The 19,545-nt window shown below is 31.9% G+C and carries 19 protein-coding genes and 1 tRNA gene; 9 read left to right on the top strand and 11 right to left on the bottom strand.

Annotated elements, in window-relative coordinates:
* Window positions 1-2 precede the first annotated feature (2 nt).
* The 3 genes from ACYUJ6_RS16755 to ACYUJ6_RS16745 form a co-directional block, all read right to left on the bottom strand.
* Window positions 3-788: an MBL fold metallo-hydrolase gene (locus ACYUJ6_RS16755; RefSeq protein ID WP_461843812.1), complete on the bottom strand. Its 786-nt coding sequence runs from the start codon at window positions 786-788 to the stop codon at window positions 3-5.
* Between the two features lie 21 nt (window positions 789-809).
* Window positions 810-2,072, bottom strand: coding sequence for a UDP-N-acetylglucosamine 1-carboxyvinyltransferase (locus ACYUJ6_RS16750; RefSeq protein ID WP_461843811.1), 1,263 nt, complete (start codon window positions 2,070-2,072; stop codon window positions 810-812).
* 234 nt (window positions 2,073-2,306) lie between these two features.
* Window positions 2,307-2,471 (bottom strand): DUF1540 domain-containing protein, encoded by a 165-nt coding sequence (locus tag ACYUJ6_RS16745; protein WP_461843810.1) that lies wholly within the window; start codon window positions 2,469-2,471, stop codon window positions 2,307-2,309.
* 174 nt (window positions 2,472-2,645) lie between these two features.
* Between ACYUJ6_RS16745 and ACYUJ6_RS16740 the strand changes: the two genes are divergently transcribed.
* The gene (locus tag ACYUJ6_RS16740; protein ID WP_461843809.1) at window positions 2,646-3,194 is read left to right on the top strand and encodes a 2'-5' RNA ligase family protein; all 549 of its coding nucleotides are present in this window, start codon (window positions 2,646-2,648) and stop codon (window positions 3,192-3,194) included.
* Between the two features lie 46 nt (window positions 3,195-3,240).
* On the opposite strand, the gene ACYUJ6_RS16735 is transcribed toward ACYUJ6_RS16740, so the two are convergent.
* Window positions 3,241-5,139 carry a type I glutamate--ammonia ligase gene (locus ACYUJ6_RS16735; RefSeq protein ID WP_461843808.1) on the bottom strand — a complete coding sequence of 633 codons (1,899 nt, stop codon included), beginning with the start codon at window positions 5,137-5,139 and terminating at the stop codon, window positions 3,241-3,243.
* A gap of 324 nt (window positions 5,140-5,463) precedes the next feature.
* Here ACYUJ6_RS16735 and murI point away from each other — a divergent pair, with 324 nt between their 5' ends.
* The 4 genes from murI to ACYUJ6_RS16715 all read left to right on the top strand — a co-directional run bounded on the left by murI (window position 5,464) and on the right by ACYUJ6_RS16715 (window position 9,323).
* Complete coding sequence (murI, locus tag ACYUJ6_RS16730) at window positions 5,464-6,249, top strand: glutamate racemase (protein ID WP_461843807.1); 786 nt, start codon at window positions 5,464-5,466, stop codon at window positions 6,247-6,249.
* Window positions 6,250-6,331: 82 nt separating this feature from the next.
* Complete coding sequence (locus tag ACYUJ6_RS16725) at window positions 6,332-6,724, top strand: DUF3783 domain-containing protein (RefSeq protein WP_461843806.1); 393 nt, start codon at window positions 6,332-6,334, stop codon at window positions 6,722-6,724.
* A gap of 60 nt (window positions 6,725-6,784) precedes the next feature.
* On the top strand, window positions 6,785-7,456 hold the full coding sequence (locus ACYUJ6_RS16720) for a S24 family peptidase (RefSeq protein WP_461843805.1): 672 nt from the start codon (window positions 6,785-6,787) through the stop codon (window positions 7,454-7,456).
* A 67-nt stretch (window positions 7,457-7,523) separates the two neighbouring features.
* Window positions 7,524-9,323 carry a heme NO-binding domain-containing protein gene (locus ACYUJ6_RS16715; RefSeq protein ID WP_461843804.1) on the top strand — a complete coding sequence of 600 codons (1,800 nt, stop codon included), beginning with the start codon at window positions 7,524-7,526 and terminating at the stop codon, window positions 9,321-9,323.
* A gap of 68 nt (window positions 9,324-9,391) precedes the next feature.
* Here ACYUJ6_RS16715 and ACYUJ6_RS16710 read toward each other — a convergent pair whose 3' ends face one another.
* The gene (locus ACYUJ6_RS16710; RefSeq protein WP_461843803.1) at window positions 9,392-10,291 is read right to left on the bottom strand and encodes a radical SAM protein; all 900 of its coding nucleotides are present in this window, start codon (window positions 10,289-10,291) and stop codon (window positions 9,392-9,394) included.
* 447 nt (window positions 10,292-10,738) lie between these two features.
* Between ACYUJ6_RS16710 and hydA the strand changes: the two genes are divergently transcribed.
* Window positions 10,739-12,118, top strand: coding sequence for a dihydropyrimidinase (hydA, locus tag ACYUJ6_RS16705; RefSeq protein ID WP_461845530.1), 1,380 nt, complete (start codon window positions 10,739-10,741; stop codon window positions 12,116-12,118).
* A 54-nt stretch (window positions 12,119-12,172) separates the two neighbouring features.
* Here the strand turns inward: hydA and ACYUJ6_RS16700 are convergent, their stop codons facing one another.
* A complete protein-coding gene (locus ACYUJ6_RS16700) occupies window positions 12,173-13,222 on the bottom strand; it encodes a YkvI family membrane protein (RefSeq protein WP_461843802.1) in 1,050 nt (349 codons plus the stop codon).
* Window positions 13,223-13,413: 191 nt separating this feature from the next.
* On the opposite strand from ACYUJ6_RS16700, the gene ACYUJ6_RS16695 reads away from it, so the two are divergent.
* Together ACYUJ6_RS16695 and mnmL are read left to right on the top strand one after the other, a co-directional pair.
* The gene (locus tag ACYUJ6_RS16695) at window positions 13,414-14,529 is read left to right on the top strand and encodes a hypothetical protein (RefSeq protein WP_461843801.1); all 1,116 of its coding nucleotides are present in this window, start codon (window positions 13,414-13,416) and stop codon (window positions 14,527-14,529) included.
* Window positions 14,530-14,586: 57 nt separating this feature from the next.
* Window positions 14,587-15,510 carry a tRNA modification radical SAM protein MnmL/YtqA gene (mnmL, locus tag ACYUJ6_RS16690; RefSeq protein WP_461845529.1) on the top strand — a complete coding sequence of 308 codons (924 nt, stop codon included), beginning with the start codon at window positions 14,587-14,589 and terminating at the stop codon, window positions 15,508-15,510.
* 78 nt (window positions 15,511-15,588) lie between these two features.
* Here mnmL and ACYUJ6_RS16685 read toward each other — a convergent pair whose 3' ends face one another.
* The 3 genes from ACYUJ6_RS16685 to ACYUJ6_RS16675 all read right to left on the bottom strand — a co-directional run bounded on the left by ACYUJ6_RS16685 (window position 15,589) and on the right by ACYUJ6_RS16675 (window position 18,170).
* Window positions 15,589-16,005 (bottom strand): hypothetical protein, encoded by a 417-nt coding sequence (locus ACYUJ6_RS16685; protein WP_461843800.1) that lies wholly within the window; start codon window positions 16,003-16,005, stop codon window positions 15,589-15,591.
* Window positions 16,006-16,132: 127 nt separating this feature from the next.
* Window positions 16,133-16,780 (bottom strand): HAD family hydrolase, encoded by a 648-nt coding sequence (locus ACYUJ6_RS16680; RefSeq protein WP_461843799.1) that lies wholly within the window; start codon window positions 16,778-16,780, stop codon window positions 16,133-16,135.
* Between the two features lie 40 nt (window positions 16,781-16,820).
* Window positions 16,821-18,170 (bottom strand): [Fe-Fe] hydrogenase large subunit C-terminal domain-containing protein, encoded by a 1,350-nt coding sequence (locus tag ACYUJ6_RS16675; protein WP_461843798.1) that lies wholly within the window; start codon window positions 18,168-18,170, stop codon window positions 16,821-16,823.
* Between the two features lie 466 nt (window positions 18,171-18,636).
* Here ACYUJ6_RS16675 and ACYUJ6_RS16670 point away from each other — a divergent pair, with 466 nt between their 5' ends.
* Window positions 18,637-18,834: a cold-shock protein gene (locus ACYUJ6_RS16670; RefSeq protein ID WP_461843797.1), complete on the top strand. Its 198-nt coding sequence runs from the start codon at window positions 18,637-18,639 to the stop codon at window positions 18,832-18,834.
* A gap of 123 nt (window positions 18,835-18,957) precedes the next feature.
* On the opposite strand, the gene ACYUJ6_RS16665 is transcribed toward ACYUJ6_RS16670, so the two are convergent.
* Together ACYUJ6_RS16665 and ACYUJ6_RS16660 are read right to left on the bottom strand one after the other, a co-directional pair.
* Window positions 18,958-19,033: transfer RNA gene (locus ACYUJ6_RS16665), tRNA-Pro, on the bottom strand.
* A gap of 66 nt (window positions 19,034-19,099) precedes the next feature.
* On the bottom strand, window positions 19,100-19,420 hold the full coding sequence (locus ACYUJ6_RS16660; protein WP_461843796.1) for a hypothetical protein: 321 nt from the start codon (window positions 19,418-19,420) through the stop codon (window positions 19,100-19,102).
* Window positions 19,421-19,545 lie beyond the last annotated feature (125 nt).

The following is a 19,545-nucleotide window of genomic DNA, read 5'->3' as shown; positions in this document are numbered from 1 at the left end:
TATTAAAAATTTATAAAATTGCTAGGCCCATCACGTTTCGCCATAGATATATTTACATCTATATTTAATTTAACACCAGCCTCGTTTAAAGTAGTTACTACAGTTTGATAGGCTAACTCAGGATAATTGTTTATCTTGCTTAAATGTCCTAAGATAATCCTTTTAAATCTGCTGTTTAAAATATCCAATATAGCTTTTCCACAATCGTCATTGGATAAATGACCTGTTTTACTTAAAATTCTTCTTTTCAGTTCATAAGGATATGGACCAAATTTTAGCATTTCTACATCATGATTGCTTTCTAGAAGTAATACATCTGAGTCTTTTAATATAGATTTAGTTTTTTCCGAAATAAATCCTAGGTCTGTTGCTACACAGGCTCTTTTATTGCCGCAGTTAACGGCATAACCATAAGGATCTACAGCATCATGAGATATAGAGTAACTTGTTATATCCATGTCCTTTATGCTTATATAATTAGTAGAAATTATTTTGATATTATTTTCTCTTATTTTACCAATACACTTTATCATAGCCTTCCATGTAAGAGAATTTGCATATATAGGTATATTGTATTTTCTGGATAAAACACCTACTCCCTTGATGTGATCAATGTGTTCATGGGTAACTAATATTGCATCTATTTCACTGGGATTGTAGCCAATTCTTACAAGAGCCTTTTCTATACTTTTACCGGAAAGACCTGCGTCTATTAAAACTTTAGCATTATGAGATGCTAAAAATACACTATTTCCACTGCTGCCGCTGTACAAAGGACAAAAAATCATATTAGAATACTCCCCGTAATATTATTTAGAATAAGATACTCTTCTTATATCAGCACCTAAGGCCCTGAATTTGTCTTCTATATTTGGATATCCTCTATCAATGTGTTCAATACTTAAGACTTCGGTAGTACCCTCTGCAATAAGGCCAGCTATTACCATTGCTGCGCCAGCTCTTAGATCTGTGGCTTTGACTATGGCTCCACTTAGTTTGTTTACGCCATCTATAATTGCAGTCCTACCTTCAACTTTGATATTAGCGCCCATCTTTTTTAGTTCATCTACATGTTTAAATCTGCTTTCCCATATGCTTTCATTTATGATACTTCTGCCTTTGGCTACGGTTAAAAGTGCACTGAGAGGTTGTTGTACATCAGTTGGAAAACCAGGGTAAGGCTGAGTTTTAATATTTACGCCCTTCAGCTTTCCATTAGATTTTACAGTTATGGAATCACCATCTTCCGTTATTTCGGCACCCATTTCGATAAGTTTTGCTGATATGGATTCCAAATGTTTAGGTATAATATTTTCCACCACAACCTCTCCACCGCATGCTGTGGCAGCAATCATATATGTACCTGCTTCTATCTGATCCGGTATAACGCTGTAGGAACATCCTTTCAGTTCCTTTACGCCCACAATTCGTATTGCCTCAGTACCTGCACCCTTGATATTTGCTCCCATGCTGTTTAAAAAATTTGCCACATCTACTACATGAGGTTCCTTTGCCACGTTCTCCAAAGTAGTGATGCCGTCGGCAAGTGTGGCAGCCAGCATCACGTTTATAGTGGCGCCTACACTTACTACATCAAAAAATATACTAGTTCCAATCAATTTGTCAGCCTTTACCACTACACATCCGTGCTTGATTTCCACCTTGGCACCCAGTGCTTCAAAACCTTTTATATGCTGATCTATAGGCCTAACGCCTATGGGACATCCCCCGGGCAGTTCAACTCTGGCCTTCTTAAACCTGCCAAGCAATGCACCTATGAGGTAATAGGAAGCCCTCATCTTTCTTACGTCATCAGTATTTGCATCTATGCTATTTATAGTAGTACTATCAATTACTACTGAATTTTTACCTGTCTTTATTTTGCAGCCTAAGCTTGCAAGAATTCTCTCTATACAGTGAACATCTTCTATATTAGGAATATTATCAATAGAGCAAATGCCGCTACTAGCCATTATTGAGGCCGGTAATATTGCAACAGCAGCATTTTTTGCACCATTAATTTCTATAGAACCGGAAAGAGGATTTCCACCTTTAATTACCAATTTATCCATTCATATATCCATCCTTATCACAAATTTATATTTATATAAAGTTTAGAAAATCTCAAAATTTAATTCATATTACACAAAATTTATTATATCATAATTTTATATTATTTTAACACAAAATTTAAAAATATGGGCAGAAGGTTAAAATAATTATTCCCAGAATAAGAACCCGGTTTTATTTTTAATAAAACCGGGTTCTATGGGTATATTATTTTAGATGGATAAATCTTAAAGTAACTAGTCTTTCATAAAGCTTCCGCAATCGGTACATTGAACATCTTTTGCCATTGCCTCATGTTTTGTAACTTCTATTTTATCGAGTGTACAATGGTTGGTATCCTTTGCATGGTATTTACATTCATTAACTATACAGCCAATACTGTTATTGTGATTAGTATTCATAATAACACCTCTTCTTTTATAAATTTTATAACAATACTAGTATTTCATTATTAAATGCTTTATATACTAAAAACTATTGAAAAAATTTAGCATTATTAAAGATGATGGTTCTATGATATAATATTATAAAATGAAGTATATATTTATAATATTATTTGGGGGAATGATAAAACAATGAAGTACTATTTAGTGGCCTTGTTTGATAAGGATTCTTATTCATATATTGAACATATACAAAAAAATATATGTAGGAAATACAGGTTGTATAGAAATATGCCAGTTTTACATATAACTCTGGAGGTTGTGGAAAATCCAGATATAGATAAATTTGATAAAATTGTTTCAGAAATAATAAAACCATATAAAAAGTTTAAAGTTGAGATAAATGGGGCTATTTGTTTTGAACCTCCTTATAAATCTGTGAATTTGAAGATAGAAAACAAAGGATATATTATAAGGCTGGCAAGACAAATAAATGAAAAGTTAAAATTGTATAAATTTGATGTCAGGAAAGATATAAATAATTGGGATTTACATATTTCACTGGCCAATACCAATTATGCTATGAGAGAATGGAGTTCTAAAGAATATTCAGCAGCTTGTGAAAGCGTTAAAAGAGAAGAAGTGCACAAAATGGCTAAGATTGATAGGATAGCGCTCTGGAAACCAATAAATAACAAAAAAGAAATGCTGATAAAAAATTTCCCCTTAAAGAGTTTTTAACATTTCATAAAATGAGAGTAAGCTTAAAGCTTACTCTCATTTTTTATTAAATATCTAATAAATTTTTTTTGTATATTGAGTATAAATTTCTTAATTCTGACATCTTTTCTTCAGCTTCTATTTGAAGTTTGGAAACTTCCTCATAATTTTTGTTTTCAGATGCAATTCTTATTCTTGAAAATAAACTTTTTTTAGAATAAGAATCTTTCATCAAATAATATCTGAGTTCTTCTATTTTCATCCAATTGGCTACATCCAGATCCAATGCTTTATCTATAGAATGAAGCATTTTACAGTTCCTTATTTCATTACAGAATTCATTTATGATTCTGTGATTTATTTCTATGAGCCATCTTTTTGTAGCACCAAGTTTAAAACTGTTTATTAATTTGTCATTCAATATATTATCCTTAACCAACACAGCCTTCTTCTCAGGATATTTATCAATAGCAGAGAGATTGTCGTATACAGTTGCAGGAGCTTTACCGAAGAATTTTTCTCTTTCCTCATCGGTAAAATCCTCAAATATATTTTCTTCAGTTCTATAGGCTCTTTCCTTTTCCAAATAATCTGCATCTTCTCCAGGTTTTTTAGAAAGTTCAGATAAGAGCTCATCCTCTGTTTTATTATTTTTTAAAGCGTAATTTATTCCATCCATCATGGCCATATATATTGCAGACACAGCCAAATAAGTATTGGTACGAGGATTTGGAGCCCTGAGCTCAAATCTTGTGGCTAAAGGATTTACAAGATCCCTTATAACACCTATAAGGACTGTCCTATTCCTTGAAGGTAAATCAACAGAGTGTCCTATAGAGGTTACAATACAAATTGGAGCTTCAAATCCTGGCTTTAACCTTCTAAGGGAATCAGTTGTAGAAGATACAAAAGGATTAATGACTTCATAATTTTTAAGTATACCCATTACAGAAGAATATCCGAAAATACTTAAAAAGTGGTTTTTAGTAGAAGAAAATAAATTTATTATCTTATTATTTTTTAATTTCAAGGCCAATCCTATATGAGTGTGTTCACCGCTGCCGGCAACTCCATCTATAGGTTTAGCAAGAAAAGTAACTTCAAGTCCGTTATTCCTGAATGTTTCTTTGACTATACTTTTTACAAGAAGTTCATTGTCAGCACATTGTACAGCAGTAGAATATTTCCAATCTATCTCCAATTGTTCCATTATGTGATTGAAATTTCCGGATTCATCAATTTGAGCTTTTACTCCGCCTACTTCCTTATGACCCATTTCCGGTTCCAGACCATAGGTTTCCATAGTCAAAATAGTTTGCTCTAAAGCTGTCCTAACAGCACCCTTTGTTCTCGTCCAGTATTGCTCCTGGAGTACCTGAGATGTAGAAAGTTCTTCAATTTCAGCTTCATCATTAGGTGTTTTTACCCAAAATTCCAATTCTGTTGCACAGGTGGCAACTACATCATCTATATCCTCATATTTTATTTTAAAAGAAGATAAGGAATCCGGGTGATCCTTGAATAAATTCAGAAGGTTTGTTTTGAAGTGTTGTATACAATTCTTTAAAGTGTATCTTGAATCTACAGCTTTGTTTTCGTGATATAAAAAGCAGGGAATTCTCAGGGTTCCGATGGGTTTTCCTGTTTCGAAATCCTCATTGTCTTTATTGTATTCTACGTACCAGTTTACATCCAAGTCGCATATCATATCTACTTTTGCATTGTTTAAGCTGGCAATTCCAGGAAGAACTACAGATGAGCCGTCAGTTTGGATTGCACCCTTTAAAAAGGCGGTTATGTCCTCTAAGAGAATTTTAATGGGAATTTTTTCATCAGTGTCATTTCCAGAAAGGTCTATACCTATCAGGGATACGAATTTTATTTCTGGATGGGAAGTTAAGATTTTTTTTAAGTTTTCTTCCGAGTGCATTTCCTTAGGCACTATATAGATCAGATCTTTTAACATGGTTTTCCCTCCTACTAAATAGTTTAGAAGAGTAAATTAATACTCTAATCATTGTGCATAATAAATCTATAATTTATATTTTTAAATTTTATATATCTATGATTTTATAATTAATATGTGTATATGTCAATATATTTTGAAGGAATTTATAGTTGAAATTGCAATATTGTTAAAATATAAGTACCTGGCATTTTATCAAGAGTATAAAATAAAAAAATAATGTATATTTATGCAGTATTTTTAAAATTTGTATACTTTAAATCTATAATATATAATATATATAATAAAATAACATTTATTGATTAGAATTAATGAGGTGATAAAGTGGAGTCAGAGGACAGACCAATTGGTTTTTTTGATTCTGGAATAGGCGGCATAAGTGTTTTAAGAGAAGCTGTTAAGGTTTTACCAAATGAGGATTTTGTATATTTTGGGGATTCAAAGATGGCGCCTTATGGAATAAGGGATGTAGAAGAGGTAAAAGGACTTACATTTAATGCTGTAGAATTTTTGTTGAAGAAAAATATAAAAGCATTGGTTATTGCATGCAATACTGCTACTAGTGCAGCTATAATAGATTTAAGAAAAAGATATAGCAAGTATATGCCGGTAATAGGCATAGAACCAGCTTTAAAACCAGCAGTGGAGTTTAACAGAAAAGGGAAAATAGTGATAATGGCAACTCCTATGACATTATCAGAAAAGAAATTTAATAATCTTATGAGAAGATATGATAAAAATTCAATAATAAAGCCACTGCCCTGCCCGGGACTTGTGGAGCTTATTGAACAGGGCATAATAGAAGGAAAAGAGATTGAGGATTATTTAAAGGTGAAATTGGATCCTTTAAAGGATAATGGAATTGCAGCTGTTGTATTGGGTTGTACTCATTATCCATTTATAAGGAAGAGTATATCTAAAGTATTGGATGATAATGTACCAATAATAGATGGGAGCAAGGGTACTGTAGAACAGCTGAAAAGGCAGCTGATTAAGTATAATATTGTAATTAATAACAGGGATAGAGTGGGAAATATAAAGATATTTAATTCTATGAATAGCCAGGATATTATAGGATTAAGCTATAGGCTTTTACGGGCAGAAGATTAATTGTAAGATTAGATTACATATACTGATGTTTTTTGTGACTTTTGCAAATTGATTTTAGTAGTCTGAGAAAGGATGGATGATGATGTCTTCCCAGGACAATAGAACTATACTCATGTATGGTTTTGACAAAAATACTGAAAGGATTATAGAAAAAATAGGTAAGGATTTCAATGCTGATAATTTTAGAGTAATAAAAAATCATATGACAGGAATGAAGATAAGGGATATATTGGAGGGAAATTTAAAAGCACAGGATAACTTTGATGATGTACAGGAGAAAGTAGTGCTATTCAATAATCTGACAGATACACAGATAAGCGGCATTATGGGGGAATTGAAGAACAAGGTTAATGAAAGGCCTATTTTAGCTGTGGTAACTGAAACTTCTATTGATTGGAGTTTTAATTATTTATTAACTCATCTTCTACAGGAAAGGGAATGGTTTGAAAAAAATAATAGTAAGGTTTCTGAATAGCATAATGTTAAGTCAAATTAATTATATTATGCAATATAGCTAAGGTATTGGAGGGGAAAAATGAGTAGAATAGGAGAAAAAATAAAATCTGCAAGAATGGAATCAAAAATTAGTCAAAAAGGACTTGCTAAAAAGTTAGGAGTTTCTGAAGGATTCATCAATGAAGTGGAAATGGGAAAAAAAATAGCCAACCAAGAAATAATTGATAGAATCTCTAAGATCTTAGGTAAAGATATGAATGATATAACCATGTCTTTTGAGGAACAGGTATATGATGAAGGGAAAAAGGAGAAATTTTCTCCAGTGCCCGGTAAAAATGAAAAGGTAAAAGATATCTGGGATGAAGCCTTTGGATCGGTTCTAAAAAAAATACCTGTTTATAAATATAAAATGGATAGGCCTATTGGATTCAAACAGCTTCCCCTGGTTGAAAATAAAATAGAAGGATATGCACAGGATAAGGTATTGTATTTAAAGATAGAAAGTGAGGATATGGAAGGTTTCAGAATACACAAGGGGGATTTGGCCTTTGCACATATTACTAGAGAAATTAAAAGCAATTCCATATATTTAGTAGAATATGATGAAAAGAGGGAATTAAGACAAATAAAAAAATTGGATTCTAATAAAATGCTTCTTATAAGCGGTAAAAATACTATAAGAACCGAAACCGTTCAAATTAAAAATTTGAAGGTAATTGCAAAGTTAGATAAAGTGGAGATTATGTTATAAACAGGTTCCTTGTAATAAATAATAAGGGAGTCTTGTGTATATAATAGCCAATAGGGGGGATAAAGGAATGAAAGGTACTGTGATTGCCACCTGGATGAGAACTTGCAGAAAGCTTTATGGTGATGAAACTGTCAATATTGCCATGGATAAGGTGGGATGGGGAGCATCCAAAATATTTTCGCCAATTGAAAATATAAATGATGAAGAAATAAAAAGGGCAATTCAGATTATAGCAAAAGATAATAATGAGGATATTAAAATTTTATGGAAAAAAATAGGACTGGATAATATAAATGCTTTTTATAAAGATTATCCGGCTTTCTTTAAGCATGAAAACTTGTATTCATTTTTAAGGTCAATGTTTGATGTGCATGTAGTTATGACTAAAAAATTTCCAGGAGCAAAACCACCTCTTGTAACAATAAGTCCCATATCATCTAGAACTGCTGTATTTGAATACAAATCTGAAAGAGGCATGTTTGATTATCTTATGGGAATGATAGAGGGAAGTGCTAAGTTTTTTGGAGAAAAACTTGACATAGAGAAGATTGATCAGACAGATAATTCTGCAAGATTTAAATTTACTTTTGATAGGGATATATATTATAAGAAAGACTATGTTTTTAGCAAGGTGCTTTCTCTTGGATTTATAAAAGACATTGGAGTAAAAATTGGGGTATTTAGTTTTATACTATGTTTGATAGTGTCTATTCCCATGTTTGGATTAAATAATTTATTTAAATCTGTGATAATTTCGCTGATAGCTTTTTTAGGAGCCTATGTATCGGGTTCCATGCTTATGAAACCCCGCTCTATTATAATAGATACCATAAAGAAAATTAATGAGAATGATTATATTGAGGATGGAGATATAGAAACAAATGACTTTTTTGAATATATATATAATCTCCTAAAAGAACATAAAAAGACGGTTAAAACGGATTTTGTGGGGTTTAAAGGGGTAACTGATGAGATGAATACATTTGTGTTCAATATAAATAAAATATCAAATTCTATGAATAATACATCAAATGAGATATCTGACGTGGTAGAACAGGTAGCAGATTGTGCAGTAAGTCAAGCGGAGAATACTGAAAAAGTAGTATCTGTGTTAAATGACAACATTCAAAATTTGAAGGGTATAGTAAAAAGTGAAAACAACAATAAATTAGAACTTGAAAAGTCAATGGATAAGATAAATAATAGTTATGAAAATGTAGACAATACAAGCAGAAATATACTAAGTACTTTGGAAAGCTTTCAAGGGGTAAAGGATAAAGGTTCTGAGCTTCAATCAAAGGCAAAGGATATTACGGGTATCGTTTCTATAGTTTCAGGAATTTCAGAACAAACTAATTTGTTGGCACTCAATGCATCTATTGAAGCTGCCCGTGCAGGAGAACAGGGGAAGGGATTTGCAGTGGTAGCTGAAGAAATAAGAGATCTGGCAGAACAATCTCAGGGAGCGGTGAAAGATATAAATTCCAATCTGGCTAAGTTCATAGAAGATATAAGGGTATTGGTGGAAAAGATAGGAGCACAGTTTGATATACTTCAAGGAGAAAGCAGCAAACTTCAAAATGTGAGAGATGTAAATTATGAAGCAACTACTTCTATAAAAAAAGTGGCTTCTTCCATGATAAAAACCATAAATAAGCTGACTGAGGAATCAGATTCTATATCCGGAATATATGATAACATGGAATCCTTAGCAGCCATTGCAGAGGAGAATTCAGCATCTTCCCAGGAAGTCAGCGCAAATGTATCCAATTATACAAATGACATTAAAAATCTTATGACTAGCATAGGAGAATTTAAAAAGATAACAGAATCCTTTAAGTCGGAACTGGATAAATACAAGATATGATAATTTAAAAACTGACTGAGAGATAAATATTCAAGTATTTCTTTTAGCCAGTTTTTAAATAAAAGAAATCAAACACCCTGCAAATCAAAATCAGGTACAAAGTTTTCAGAACATGTACCCTTTTCTTGAACAAATGCATTTTTTATTCCAAGGGAAATACAATAGTTTATAAAAGAATCATAGTGCTTGGGGTTTAGAACCTTGTTTATTTCTGGAAACTTATAAGAGTTATACATAGGAGTATATTGATTCATAATGCTTATATATACTGAATCTCCAAAGGTATTATAAATATAATCTATTATTTTTTTTGAATCAAACAATAAACCTGGAAGCATAAGATGACGTATTATTAAACCCTTTATTATTAACCCATTGCTATTAAACTTGGGACTTCCTACCTGAGCGTACATTTCTTTTATAGCTTTTGAGGCACAATTAAAATAGCCTGGAGCATTGGAATATTTCATGGAGTATTTATCGTTAAAATATTTTAAATCAGGAAGATATACATCTACATATCCCTTTAAAGCTTTTAATGTATCTATGGTTTGATAAGCATTGGTGTTAAAAAGTATAGGTAAAGTTAGTCCTTTCGATTTAGCTATATCAAGAGCCTGGATTATCTGAGGTATATAATGAGTTGGAGTAACTAAGTTTATATTATGAGCACCTCTTTTTTGCTGTTCTAAAAATATATGGCTGAGCCTTTGTATTGATACTTCTCTGCCTGTATTTCCAGCACTTATACTGTGATTCTGGCAAAAAACACATCTTAAATTACAATGAGAGAAAAATATGGTACCTGAACCGTTACTTCCTGAGATGCAGGGTTCTTCCCATTTGTGAAGAGAAACTTTGGCTATTTTTATGGTTTTACCAGCTTTACAAAAACCAGTATATCCTTTTAATCTGTTTATATTGCAATTTCTTTGACATAACTTGCAGCTTTCGAGAAGCTTTAGCATAAAGAATACTTCCTTTCCATATTTAGTAAACACTATCCCATTAAAATAAATTATAAGTTAATGGGACTTAATTGTATAGTTCACCATAAAAATTATATTCTTCATTATCAAAAAGATAATTTTTTATTAAAATGATAATGAGGCTTTTATAAAATAGGATTAAAATATAGCTAGTATAGGATTGTTTTTGTTCTATGGCTGCCGTTCAGCACACCGATTTTTCAAAGTGTGATTTTACTGGATGAGTTCTTCCCCTAAAGGATAACGTATTCTAAGTGCTAAAGACACTAAGAATACTGTTAATAAGGTATGATGGAGAAAAGCACTCCTTGTTGATGAGTAAACTTTAACCCACATAAGAATTGCTTGATTTTGTGAAATGGAATGGTTCTTGCTTTTATTTAAGAATAATCAAAATCATGTATATGATTTTAGGAGGTGGTACACATATCTATTTTAATAAAAAATGGAGTTATTGTAACAGCAGAAGATATGTATAAGGGTGATATATATGTGGAAAATGAGATAATAACAGAAATTGGTCTTAATATTTCAAAGAAGGCCGATGCTGTTATTGATGCAGAGGGGAAATATGTAATACCGGGCGGCATTGACATACATACCCATCTCAATATCCATGTTGGCAAGGTAACAGCAAGTGATGATTTTTACACAGGTACGGTAGCAGCTGCTTGTGGCGGAACTACATGCATAGTGGATCATATGGGATTTGGTCCCAAGGATTGTGACCTGATGCATCAGGTGAAAGTTTATCATGGATATGCGGATGGAAAGGCTGTCATAGATTATGGATTTCATGGTGTCATCCAGCATATTGACGATAATAAATTAGAAGAGTTAAAAAAGTTAGCCATAGAAGAAGGGATTCCAAGCTCTAAAATGTACCTCACTTATGATTTCAAGTTAAGTGATTATGAAGCCTTAAGACTTTTGAGTACACAAAAAGAACTGGGAGGGATTACTGCCGTACATTGTGAAAATAATGATTCCATAAGATACCTTAAAGAACGTTTCATTAAACAGGGAAAAACACAACCAATATATCATGCGTTAAGCAGACCGGCTGAAGCAGAAGGAGAGGCGGTAAACAGGATGGTAAATCTTGCTGCAATTGCAGGGGATGCTCCTCTTTATATAGTGCATCTTTCTACGGAAATTGGACTGGAATATATTAAAATGGCAAGAGATAGGGGGCAGATGGTATATGCAGAGACTTGTCCTCAATATCTTTTTCTAACGGAAGATAAACTTAGACAGCCTGATGGACTTAAATATATTTTGAGTCCGCCTCTGAGAAAGGAAAAAGATTCAACTGCACTGTGGAGTGGAATTAAGGATGGATATATACAAACCATAGCCACAGATCACTGCCCGTTTTTTTATAAGGGGGAAAAGCAGTTTGGAAAAGACAGCTTTGCTGATTGCCCTAATGGGGGACCTGGCATTGAGGAAAGGATACCTCTTATGTTTTCTGAAGGTGTTGTAAAAAGGAGAATAAGTATCAATAAGTTTGTTGATATATGTTCAACAGCTCCTGCTAAAATTTCAGGACTTTATCCTAAAAAGGGACATATTGCAGTGGGTTCAGATGCAGATATGGTTTTAATAGATGCTAATAAAGAAGTTACTATAACTAAAAATATTCTTCATGAGAATGTTGATTATACAATGTACGAAGGCTTTAAAGTTAAAGGGTATCCGGTTTTAACTATGGTTCGAGGAGAGATAATTGCACGGGATGGCCAGTTCGTAGGAAAAAAAGGTTATGGAAAATTTATAAAAAGACATAAGATAACTGAACTATAGTTAAGTTAAAAGTTAAAAATTTTGGATGATTTTCGGTATTCATGGAAAACACCATTATTTTCCATGATCCCTTACATAAAAAGCTATGCATTGAGTTATAAATATAAGGCTGATTACTCCAAATGCCGGGTATAAAAAGGAAATGAGATTTATAAAACCAATTTGGGATATGGGGATAGTAATTAGAATGATTACTATTACGGATTTATTGTAGGATATATTGAATATTTCTTGAAAGTTTTTCCCTACACTGTATATATCCGATACTTCTGTAGAAAACATTTCAAGCCAGATTACAAAAAGGAGCATTGTTTGAAGTACCTTGCCAAATCGGTTGGCTATGTATAATAAAGGAATTTCATATTTAAATATATAAGGTATGTTTAGAATCAACAAAAAATTTATTATAAGAGCCAGAACTGTAAGCCCCAGGGAGCCTATAACAGAGCCAGCTATAAGGCTTTTTTCCTTGCGTATTGAAAGGCTAAGAGGTACGAGTACACCGCTGCAGCATAATATATTGAATCCTGAATATATTAATGAAGACAGAATCCAGTTATTTTTAGAATAAGGTATGTTTTTTATAAAAGATAAATTTATGCCTTTATAAAAAACTAAATGAAGTATAAATAAGGTTGATATAACAAGTATAAGAGAAGGTACTATTACTGAATTTATTTCAATTAGTCCCTTAGTATCTCTGAATAAAATGATTATGGATATAAAAACCATAAGCAATATACCTATCCATCTTGATACACCAAAATATTGATGTATCAAGGCTCCACTTCCAGCCAGTATGATTGAAGAACCGCCGATTAAAAAAAAAGTAGTTAAAAAATTAGTAACTATACCGAGAAATCCAGGGCTTACTAAAAGTATAAGACCATCGTAGGAGTTTAATTTATATTTTATACTTATGTTGATTATTATAATAGACATTATTATGTAGATAACACAGCAAAGTAATATACCAAAAAAACTTTTATAGCCATACTGAGTAAAAAATTGACTTATTTCCTGTCCGGATGCAAGTCCTGCCCCAACTACTGTGCCTATAAAAACAGCAGATATCTGGAAAATTAAAAATAATTTTTCTTTCAAAAATATCCCTCCTTGAACAAACTCCTATTAATATAAGTATATAAATGACATATAAAAATAATGAATCATAAATTAAAATTTTATTTAGGGGAAAAATATAATTTATAAAATAGTATAGTGGGTTAAATAAATTTGAAAGGGGTGAAATTCCTATTGCGGATAGACAAATAAATGTGTGCAGTAGGAAATGCATGAAAAAAAAGAATCTATTTAAGTTTATTCTGCTTATAATTTTTTTCTGCAGTGTAATATCTGGATGCAATTTGAGTAAGAAACAGGATACGGAAAGTATAAATGAAAGTTTTGACATGAAATCTGCTACTAATACAGCGGATACGTATATGAAGTACCTTATGAAAAATGATATGGAAAATGCTAAAAAAATGTATTCTAAAAATCTTTTAAAAGGATCTAATAAAGATGAAAATAAAAACCTGCAGATTTTAGGATATAATTTAATAGACAGCAGTGAAGTTGGAAAATCCGGTATTCTAAAGATGAAAGTGGCGAGAGCTGATTTAAGCAAGCCCTTTGCAACTTTAGACGAGTATTCTATAAAGATAATAAAAGAAGGCAATGATTACAAGGTGGATGAAACAAATAATGTGGAAAATAGAGAGGCATTTGTTGAAAAAAACAAATTAAAAATGAGAAATCAAAATGACGTAAGCTTAAGTGTAATAACGGACATTAGAAGTATGCCTAATTATGTATTTAGCAAAGATGATAAAGCAAATGTAGACAAAATCCCTGTTCCCAAAACTAATTTCGGTATAATCAATTTTTCTTATGACGGTGATCGGTTAGCTGTGGTTACTTATTCCAAAGATTCCTATATAGGAATAATTAGAATAGATGAAAGCATGCAAGTACAGTCTCAAGATTCAGGAGAGCAGCAGGGAGGCGGAGGAAGTGGTGATGCTGGTGGTTCAAGCGGTGGCGGACAGGGTGGCCAGCAAGGAGAAAATAAATCTATAGGTAAGGATATAACTGATTTAGATATTTTAAAAAATTCTAAGGTTGAATTCTTGACTTTCTCTCCAGATGAAAAATTTATTGCGATTCAATATACCAATGACAACATAGGACATTGCATACGAGTTTATAAGGCAGATTCTGGAGATATGATAAGTTATAAGTTTGAAGAAAATTTTCCTCTTGATAAAGTGGATGTGATTTTTTCTTCTTTTGATGCAGGTATATTAAATTTTGACATTGTATCTAAAATTAATAATAAAGGTGTACTTCCCCAGACCATTGGAAAATGGGAATTGAACTTAAAGAATTTTAAAGCGGTAAAAATGTGATATAATTGCTGTATGTTGGTTTCAATACTTATATTATGGAAAGGATAGGACTTGGAAATGCAGTGGGGAGATAAGGCATATTACAGTTTAAACTATTATTTGAGAAAAAAATTTGGATGCAAGGTGTTTAAAATATCCTTGGATGGAGGATTTTCTTGTCCAAATAGAGATGGAAGCATAAGTGTAAAAGGGTGTGTTTTCTGTAGTAAAAGGGGAGCTGGAGATTTTGCAGGAGACAGAAAAAAATCTATAACTGAACAATTTGAGGATATAAAACAAATGATGAAAAAGAAATGGAAATGCGGGAAATATATAGCATATTTTCAGGCATACACTAATACTTATGCTCCGATAAAAGTTCTTAGGGAGAAATATGAAGAGGCTATAAATCAAAGAGGAGTAGTAGGGCTGGCTATAGCTACTAGACCGGATTGCCTTGGATATGAGGTGTTGGAGCTATTAAAGGAATTCAATAAGAAAATTTATACCTGGGTGGAACTTGGCCTTCAGACTTCCAATGACTGTACGGCAGAAACAATAAATAGAGGGTATAAATTAAAGACTTTTGAGAAGGCCGTAAGTGTACTTAGAGAAATAGGAATTGATGTAGTAACCCATATAATAATGGGCTTACCTGGAGAAAATAAAGCTGATATGATGAATACAATAAAGTATATTTCAAATCAAGATATACAGGGAGTAAAATTTCACTTACTTCATTTAATGAAATACACTCCCCTTGTGGAGCTGTACAATAAGGGACAACTAAAATTTATGACACAAGATGAATATGTAGATATGGTATGCTTGGCCTTATGCAGTATTCCTCCTAATATGGTAATTCATAGATTGACTGGAGATTCACCTAGAAATTTGCTCATAGGACCTAAATGGAGCTTAAAAAAATGGGAGGTCCTAAATGAAATTGACAGGACTATGAGAGACAAAAAAATATATCAGGGAATATATTTTTCAAAATGAAGGTATATTAGTTGAATATATAGACCCTGTATAAATAAAAGGTAAAGCCACATAGCTTTATTACTTGCCAAACTCCAGTTATATAATATTGGAATTTGGCAAATTCACTTTTATACAGTTTGATTTTATCCACCCTTTAGAGTTTATTCTGGTGTTTTCAACAAGAGAAACTTCATACCAGAACTCATTCATAATTTCAATACCATCATGGATTCTTATATGAGTGTTTTTTTCTAAGGTATTTATTACAGCGGAGTTTAAAACAGGAGCCAGATATATATTGCTTTTTATAGTGACCATGGCATTTACGGATTGTGGAGTAATATATTTTACATTTATTTTTCTGGGAATCTGTTTTGATATTCTTGACTTTAAATTGTCATTTTCATATTTTAAAGATAGTATCTGCCTTCTTTGTGATGAAATTTTACTTTGAAAATTATATAAGATCACAGAGATGCAAACTACAAGTATTATGAACAAAAAAGCTAGCATTTCATTTCTCCATATTTATTATTTTAATACTAGTATATTCAATACATTCCTTAAAGATGAAAACTTATGTTATCTTATCTTACAGAAGAAAATATTTCTTATAAAAAGATTCTGCCCTGCCCAAGAATCATTTGATTAAGTCGGTATATTTAAATATATTCATATCTGCACAAGCCATTATGTCTTTCCATTGATAATCTGAATAGGCATCATGTACTCCGATTACAGTCATACCTGTGGATTTAGCCACCCTAATAGCAGGTAGGATGTCCTCGAATACAGCACAATCACTGGGAGCCAGGTTTAATTTATCAGCAGCTAAAAGATATATATCAGGGAATCCCTTACCTCTAGCTGTATCTTCTGTGGTTATTATGAAATCAAATAGATTGTATATTTGATTTTTTTTTAAACTTATTTCCGCTATCTTTCTATAATTGCTGGTAGCAAGAGCTATTTTTATTTTTTTCTTCTTTAATAGAAGTAAAAAATCTCTGGCACCTGGTTTTAAACAAATGTTTTTGGAATATTCATCCAGAACCATATAATACCACTCTTTTTGTATCTCATAAATACTTTCAGTCAGATTGTATTTGTTTTTAAGGTAGTATGCAGTTTCATTAAAGGTCATATTTTGAATAGCATTCTTTAACTTCATAGTGAAAGGTATATTTTTTTTATCTAAATATCGGCTATCAATACTTTCCCATAACCACATAGAGTCCAGAAGGGTTCCATCCATGTCGAAAATAGCCCCCCTGATATTTTCAAGCATAGTAATCACCTCATATTTAAGTATAATATAAAATGCTGGATTAATTAAAATTTCTTTCTAATAGTTTTATTTTATTTTCATCTTTGAAGTCTTCTATGGAATGAACACCAATCATATCCAATATTTTGTTCATGCAGTCACTGTCTATGGAAACTTTTATTTTAGAATTTTGTGCAAATTTATCCACATGAATTTTACCTTCCTCTTTTGGTATAAGTGCTTTAGGGCCTCCAACGCATCCCCCGATACATCCCATTCCTTCAATAAAATTAGCTTCTATTTCACCATTTTGAGCTTTGGTAAGTATGGATTTGCATTCTTTTACTCCATTTGCTTTGATTGCCTTGAATAATTTATATTTTTCTGGGAAAATCCTCTCTACAGCTTCACTTACTGCAATTGATACTCCACCTGTACGAGCATACAGCCTTCCCCCTCTAGAAGCATATTCCATAGAAGGTTCTCCCTGTAGTTTATAGGGATATATATTAAGAGTATCAAATATGTCTTTTACCTCAGAAAAGGTCAATACAAAGTCTATGTCATGAATTATATCCTTTTCTTTTGCTTCTGACTTTTTAGCAATACAGGGTCCTATAAAAACCACCTTGCAATTGGGGTTTAATTTCTTTAGTATTCTTCCTCCGGCAGCCATGGGAGAAACAGAAGGTGATACATATTTTATCAAGTTGTTATAAATTTTTTTTAACATACCAACCCACATAGGACAACAGCAGGAAGTTATCATAAGGTCCTTTTCGTCTTTCACATAATTGTCAAATTCTATGGCTTCCTTTAAAGTAAGCATATCTGCAAAAAATGCCACTTCAATCATGTCTGTAAATCCTAATTTTTTGAAAGCACTTCTAAGTTGATCCATGGATACATTATTTCCAAATTGTCCTATTATGGCCGGAGCTACTATAGCTATTACTGGAGAATTACTTTTTAATATGCTGGCCAGTGGAAGAAATTGAACCTTATCCATTATGCCTCCATTAGGGCAAACATTTACGCAAAAACCACAGTCAGTGCATTTGGTGTTATCTATGTATGTACTATTTTTGTCAGTATCCACTAAAATAGCATCAAACGGACAGGACTTCTGACATAAGGTTTGGCCATCCCCATCTGTGCATTCCATAGAGCAATGTTTAACCTTATTGACTATTTTCTCATCTGAACTGTAAGATTTTATTGCCCTTTTTAAATCATCTATGAAATTAGAACTGCAGTCTAGATCAGTACCACATAGTGAAGATATGATTTTGCAGAGTTCCTGCTTGTCAATTTTACTCTGTGATAAAATAAGTTTTACTTTATCTTCGAAATTTCCATTATAATATGAGTCTATTATAGATTTGAATAGATCCCTATATTGATCTTTCATGTTATTTATTACAACTCCTTTTTATATTTTTACCACCATATATTACCTTAGTTTTTACGTAATTAAAAGTTTTATTCTATACTATAATAACATAATAACTATTATCAGGCTAATCCTGTAATTAAAATGTTAATATTAATAAAATGGGAAGAAGAAATTATTAGGTTTTTGACAAGTTCCATAATTACAGCCAGCCTACGGATCAGGATAATCCGCTGTGGTGTTATCCTGATAAGTCCGAAAACAGACTCTGCTGAACCATAAAAGCAAAGGAAAAAATAACTTGATTTGTTTAATAATATGTGTTATACTTAATCAAAAGCTTAAATGAATCGTAATTAATTTAAACACAGATATATTTCAATAAGTACTTAAAATAATATGTATTTTATTATCGAAATTTTATTTAGTGTATTATGGTTGTTACAAAGAGTTTAAGAAATAAAATTTTGGAGGTACTTATTATATGACAGGTACAGTTAAATGGTTTAATGGAGAAAAAGGATATGGATTTATTACAGGAGAAGATGGAAAAGATATTTTTGCACATTTTTCTCAAATAAATTCAGATGGTTATAAATCACTTGATGAAGGTCAAAAAGTTTCTTATGATGAAGGTAAGGGACAAAAAGGACCACAAGCAGAAAATATTACTGTTCTTTAATCTAGTAAATATTTATCCCTTAGATATATATATCTAAGGGATTTTTTGTATTATAAATTTGGAAAAGGTGGGTATTATTAAAATATTAATAAACTTAAATCACATTAAACCCACCTATATCAATGGTCGGAGTGACAGGATTCGAACCTGCGGCCTCTTGCTCCCGAAGCAAGCGCGCTACCATCTGCGCTACACCCCGTTTATATAATGTATTATAACATATATTATATAAACGTTACAATGAAAATTTATATTGTGCAGTATATTATTTTGCAGTTATATTAGAATTATCACCTTCACCCCTTGTAGGAACTGTAGACATTAGAAAACCTACTAATATGGATACTAATGCTGGAGATATTATGTTTATATAAGCTATATAAGAGGTCCTGTATAGTATCAATGCACTTAAACCTGTTATAAGTAAGGTTGTGAAGAACAGGTAAATTATAAATTTAGCAAAGGATCTAAAAAATTTTTCATATAGCTTGTGTCTTGTAGGACCGCTAATTATTTTTACAAATAGGAAATAAGATAATAAAATTAAAAATATGTCAACTGACGCAGATATTAAAAAGTTCTTCAAATTAAAACACCTCCAATGGCTTATCAATTATAGTATTACCTAATTAGAAGTGTTTTACACCTGATTATAGATTTTATCCCATGGGCTTGTTAAGACTTTCACCTTATAAAGTGCGGTATAAGCAG

Source organism: Clostridium sp. JNZ X4-2 (assembly GCF_054889485.1).
The sequence above is the reverse complement of the archived record's forward strand: the minus strand, read 5'-3'. Positions and strand labels throughout refer to the sequence as shown.

Bases quoted from the DNA above. Each gene is read 5' to 3' on its own strand.
- ACYUJ6_RS16755 (WP_461843812.1), bottom strand. From the start codon at position 788: ATGATTTTTTGTCCTTTGTACAGCGGCAGCAGTGGAAATAGTGTATTT.
- ACYUJ6_RS16750 (WP_461843811.1), bottom strand. From the start codon at position 2,072: ATGGATAAATTGGTAATTAAAGGTGGAAATCCTCTTTCCGGTTCTATA.
- ACYUJ6_RS16745 (WP_461843810.1), bottom strand. From the start codon at position 2,471: ATGAATACTAATCACAATAACAGTATTGGCTGTATAGTTAATGAATGT.
- ACYUJ6_RS16740 (WP_461843809.1), top strand. From the start codon at position 2,646: ATGAAGTACTATTTAGTGGCCTTGTTTGATAAGGATTCTTATTCATAT.
- ACYUJ6_RS16735 (WP_461843808.1), bottom strand. From the start codon at position 5,139: ATGTTAAAAGATCTGATCTATATAGTGCCTAAGGAAATGCACTCGGAA.
- ACYUJ6_RS16725 (WP_461843806.1), top strand. From the start codon at position 6,332: ATGTCTTCCCAGGACAATAGAACTATACTCATGTATGGTTTTGACAAA.
- ACYUJ6_RS16720 (WP_461843805.1), top strand. From the start codon at position 6,785: ATGAGTAGAATAGGAGAAAAAATAAAATCTGCAAGAATGGAATCAAAA.
- ACYUJ6_RS16715 (WP_461843804.1), top strand. From the start codon at position 7,524: ATGAAAGGTACTGTGATTGCCACCTGGATGAGAACTTGCAGAAAGCTT.
- ACYUJ6_RS16710 (WP_461843803.1), bottom strand. From the start codon at position 10,291: ATGCTAAAGCTTCTCGAAAGCTGCAAGTTATGTCAAAGAAATTGCAAT.
- ACYUJ6_RS16695 (WP_461843801.1), top strand. From the start codon at position 13,414: ATGAAAAAAAAGAATCTATTTAAGTTTATTCTGCTTATAATTTTTTTC.
- mnmL (WP_461845529.1), top strand. From the start codon at position 14,587: ATGCAGTGGGGAGATAAGGCATATTACAGTTTAAACTATTATTTGAGA.
- ACYUJ6_RS16685 (WP_461843800.1), bottom strand. From the start codon at position 16,005: ATGCTAGCTTTTTTGTTCATAATACTTGTAGTTTGCATCTCTGTGATC.
- ACYUJ6_RS16680 (WP_461843799.1), bottom strand. From the start codon at position 16,780: ATGCTTGAAAATATCAGGGGGGCTATTTTCGACATGGATGGAACCCTT.
- ACYUJ6_RS16675 (WP_461843798.1), bottom strand. From the start codon at position 18,170: ATGAAAGATCAATATAGGGATCTATTCAAATCTATAATAGACTCATAT.
- ACYUJ6_RS16670 (WP_461843797.1), top strand. From the start codon at position 18,637: ATGACAGGTACAGTTAAATGGTTTAATGGAGAAAAAGGATATGGATTT.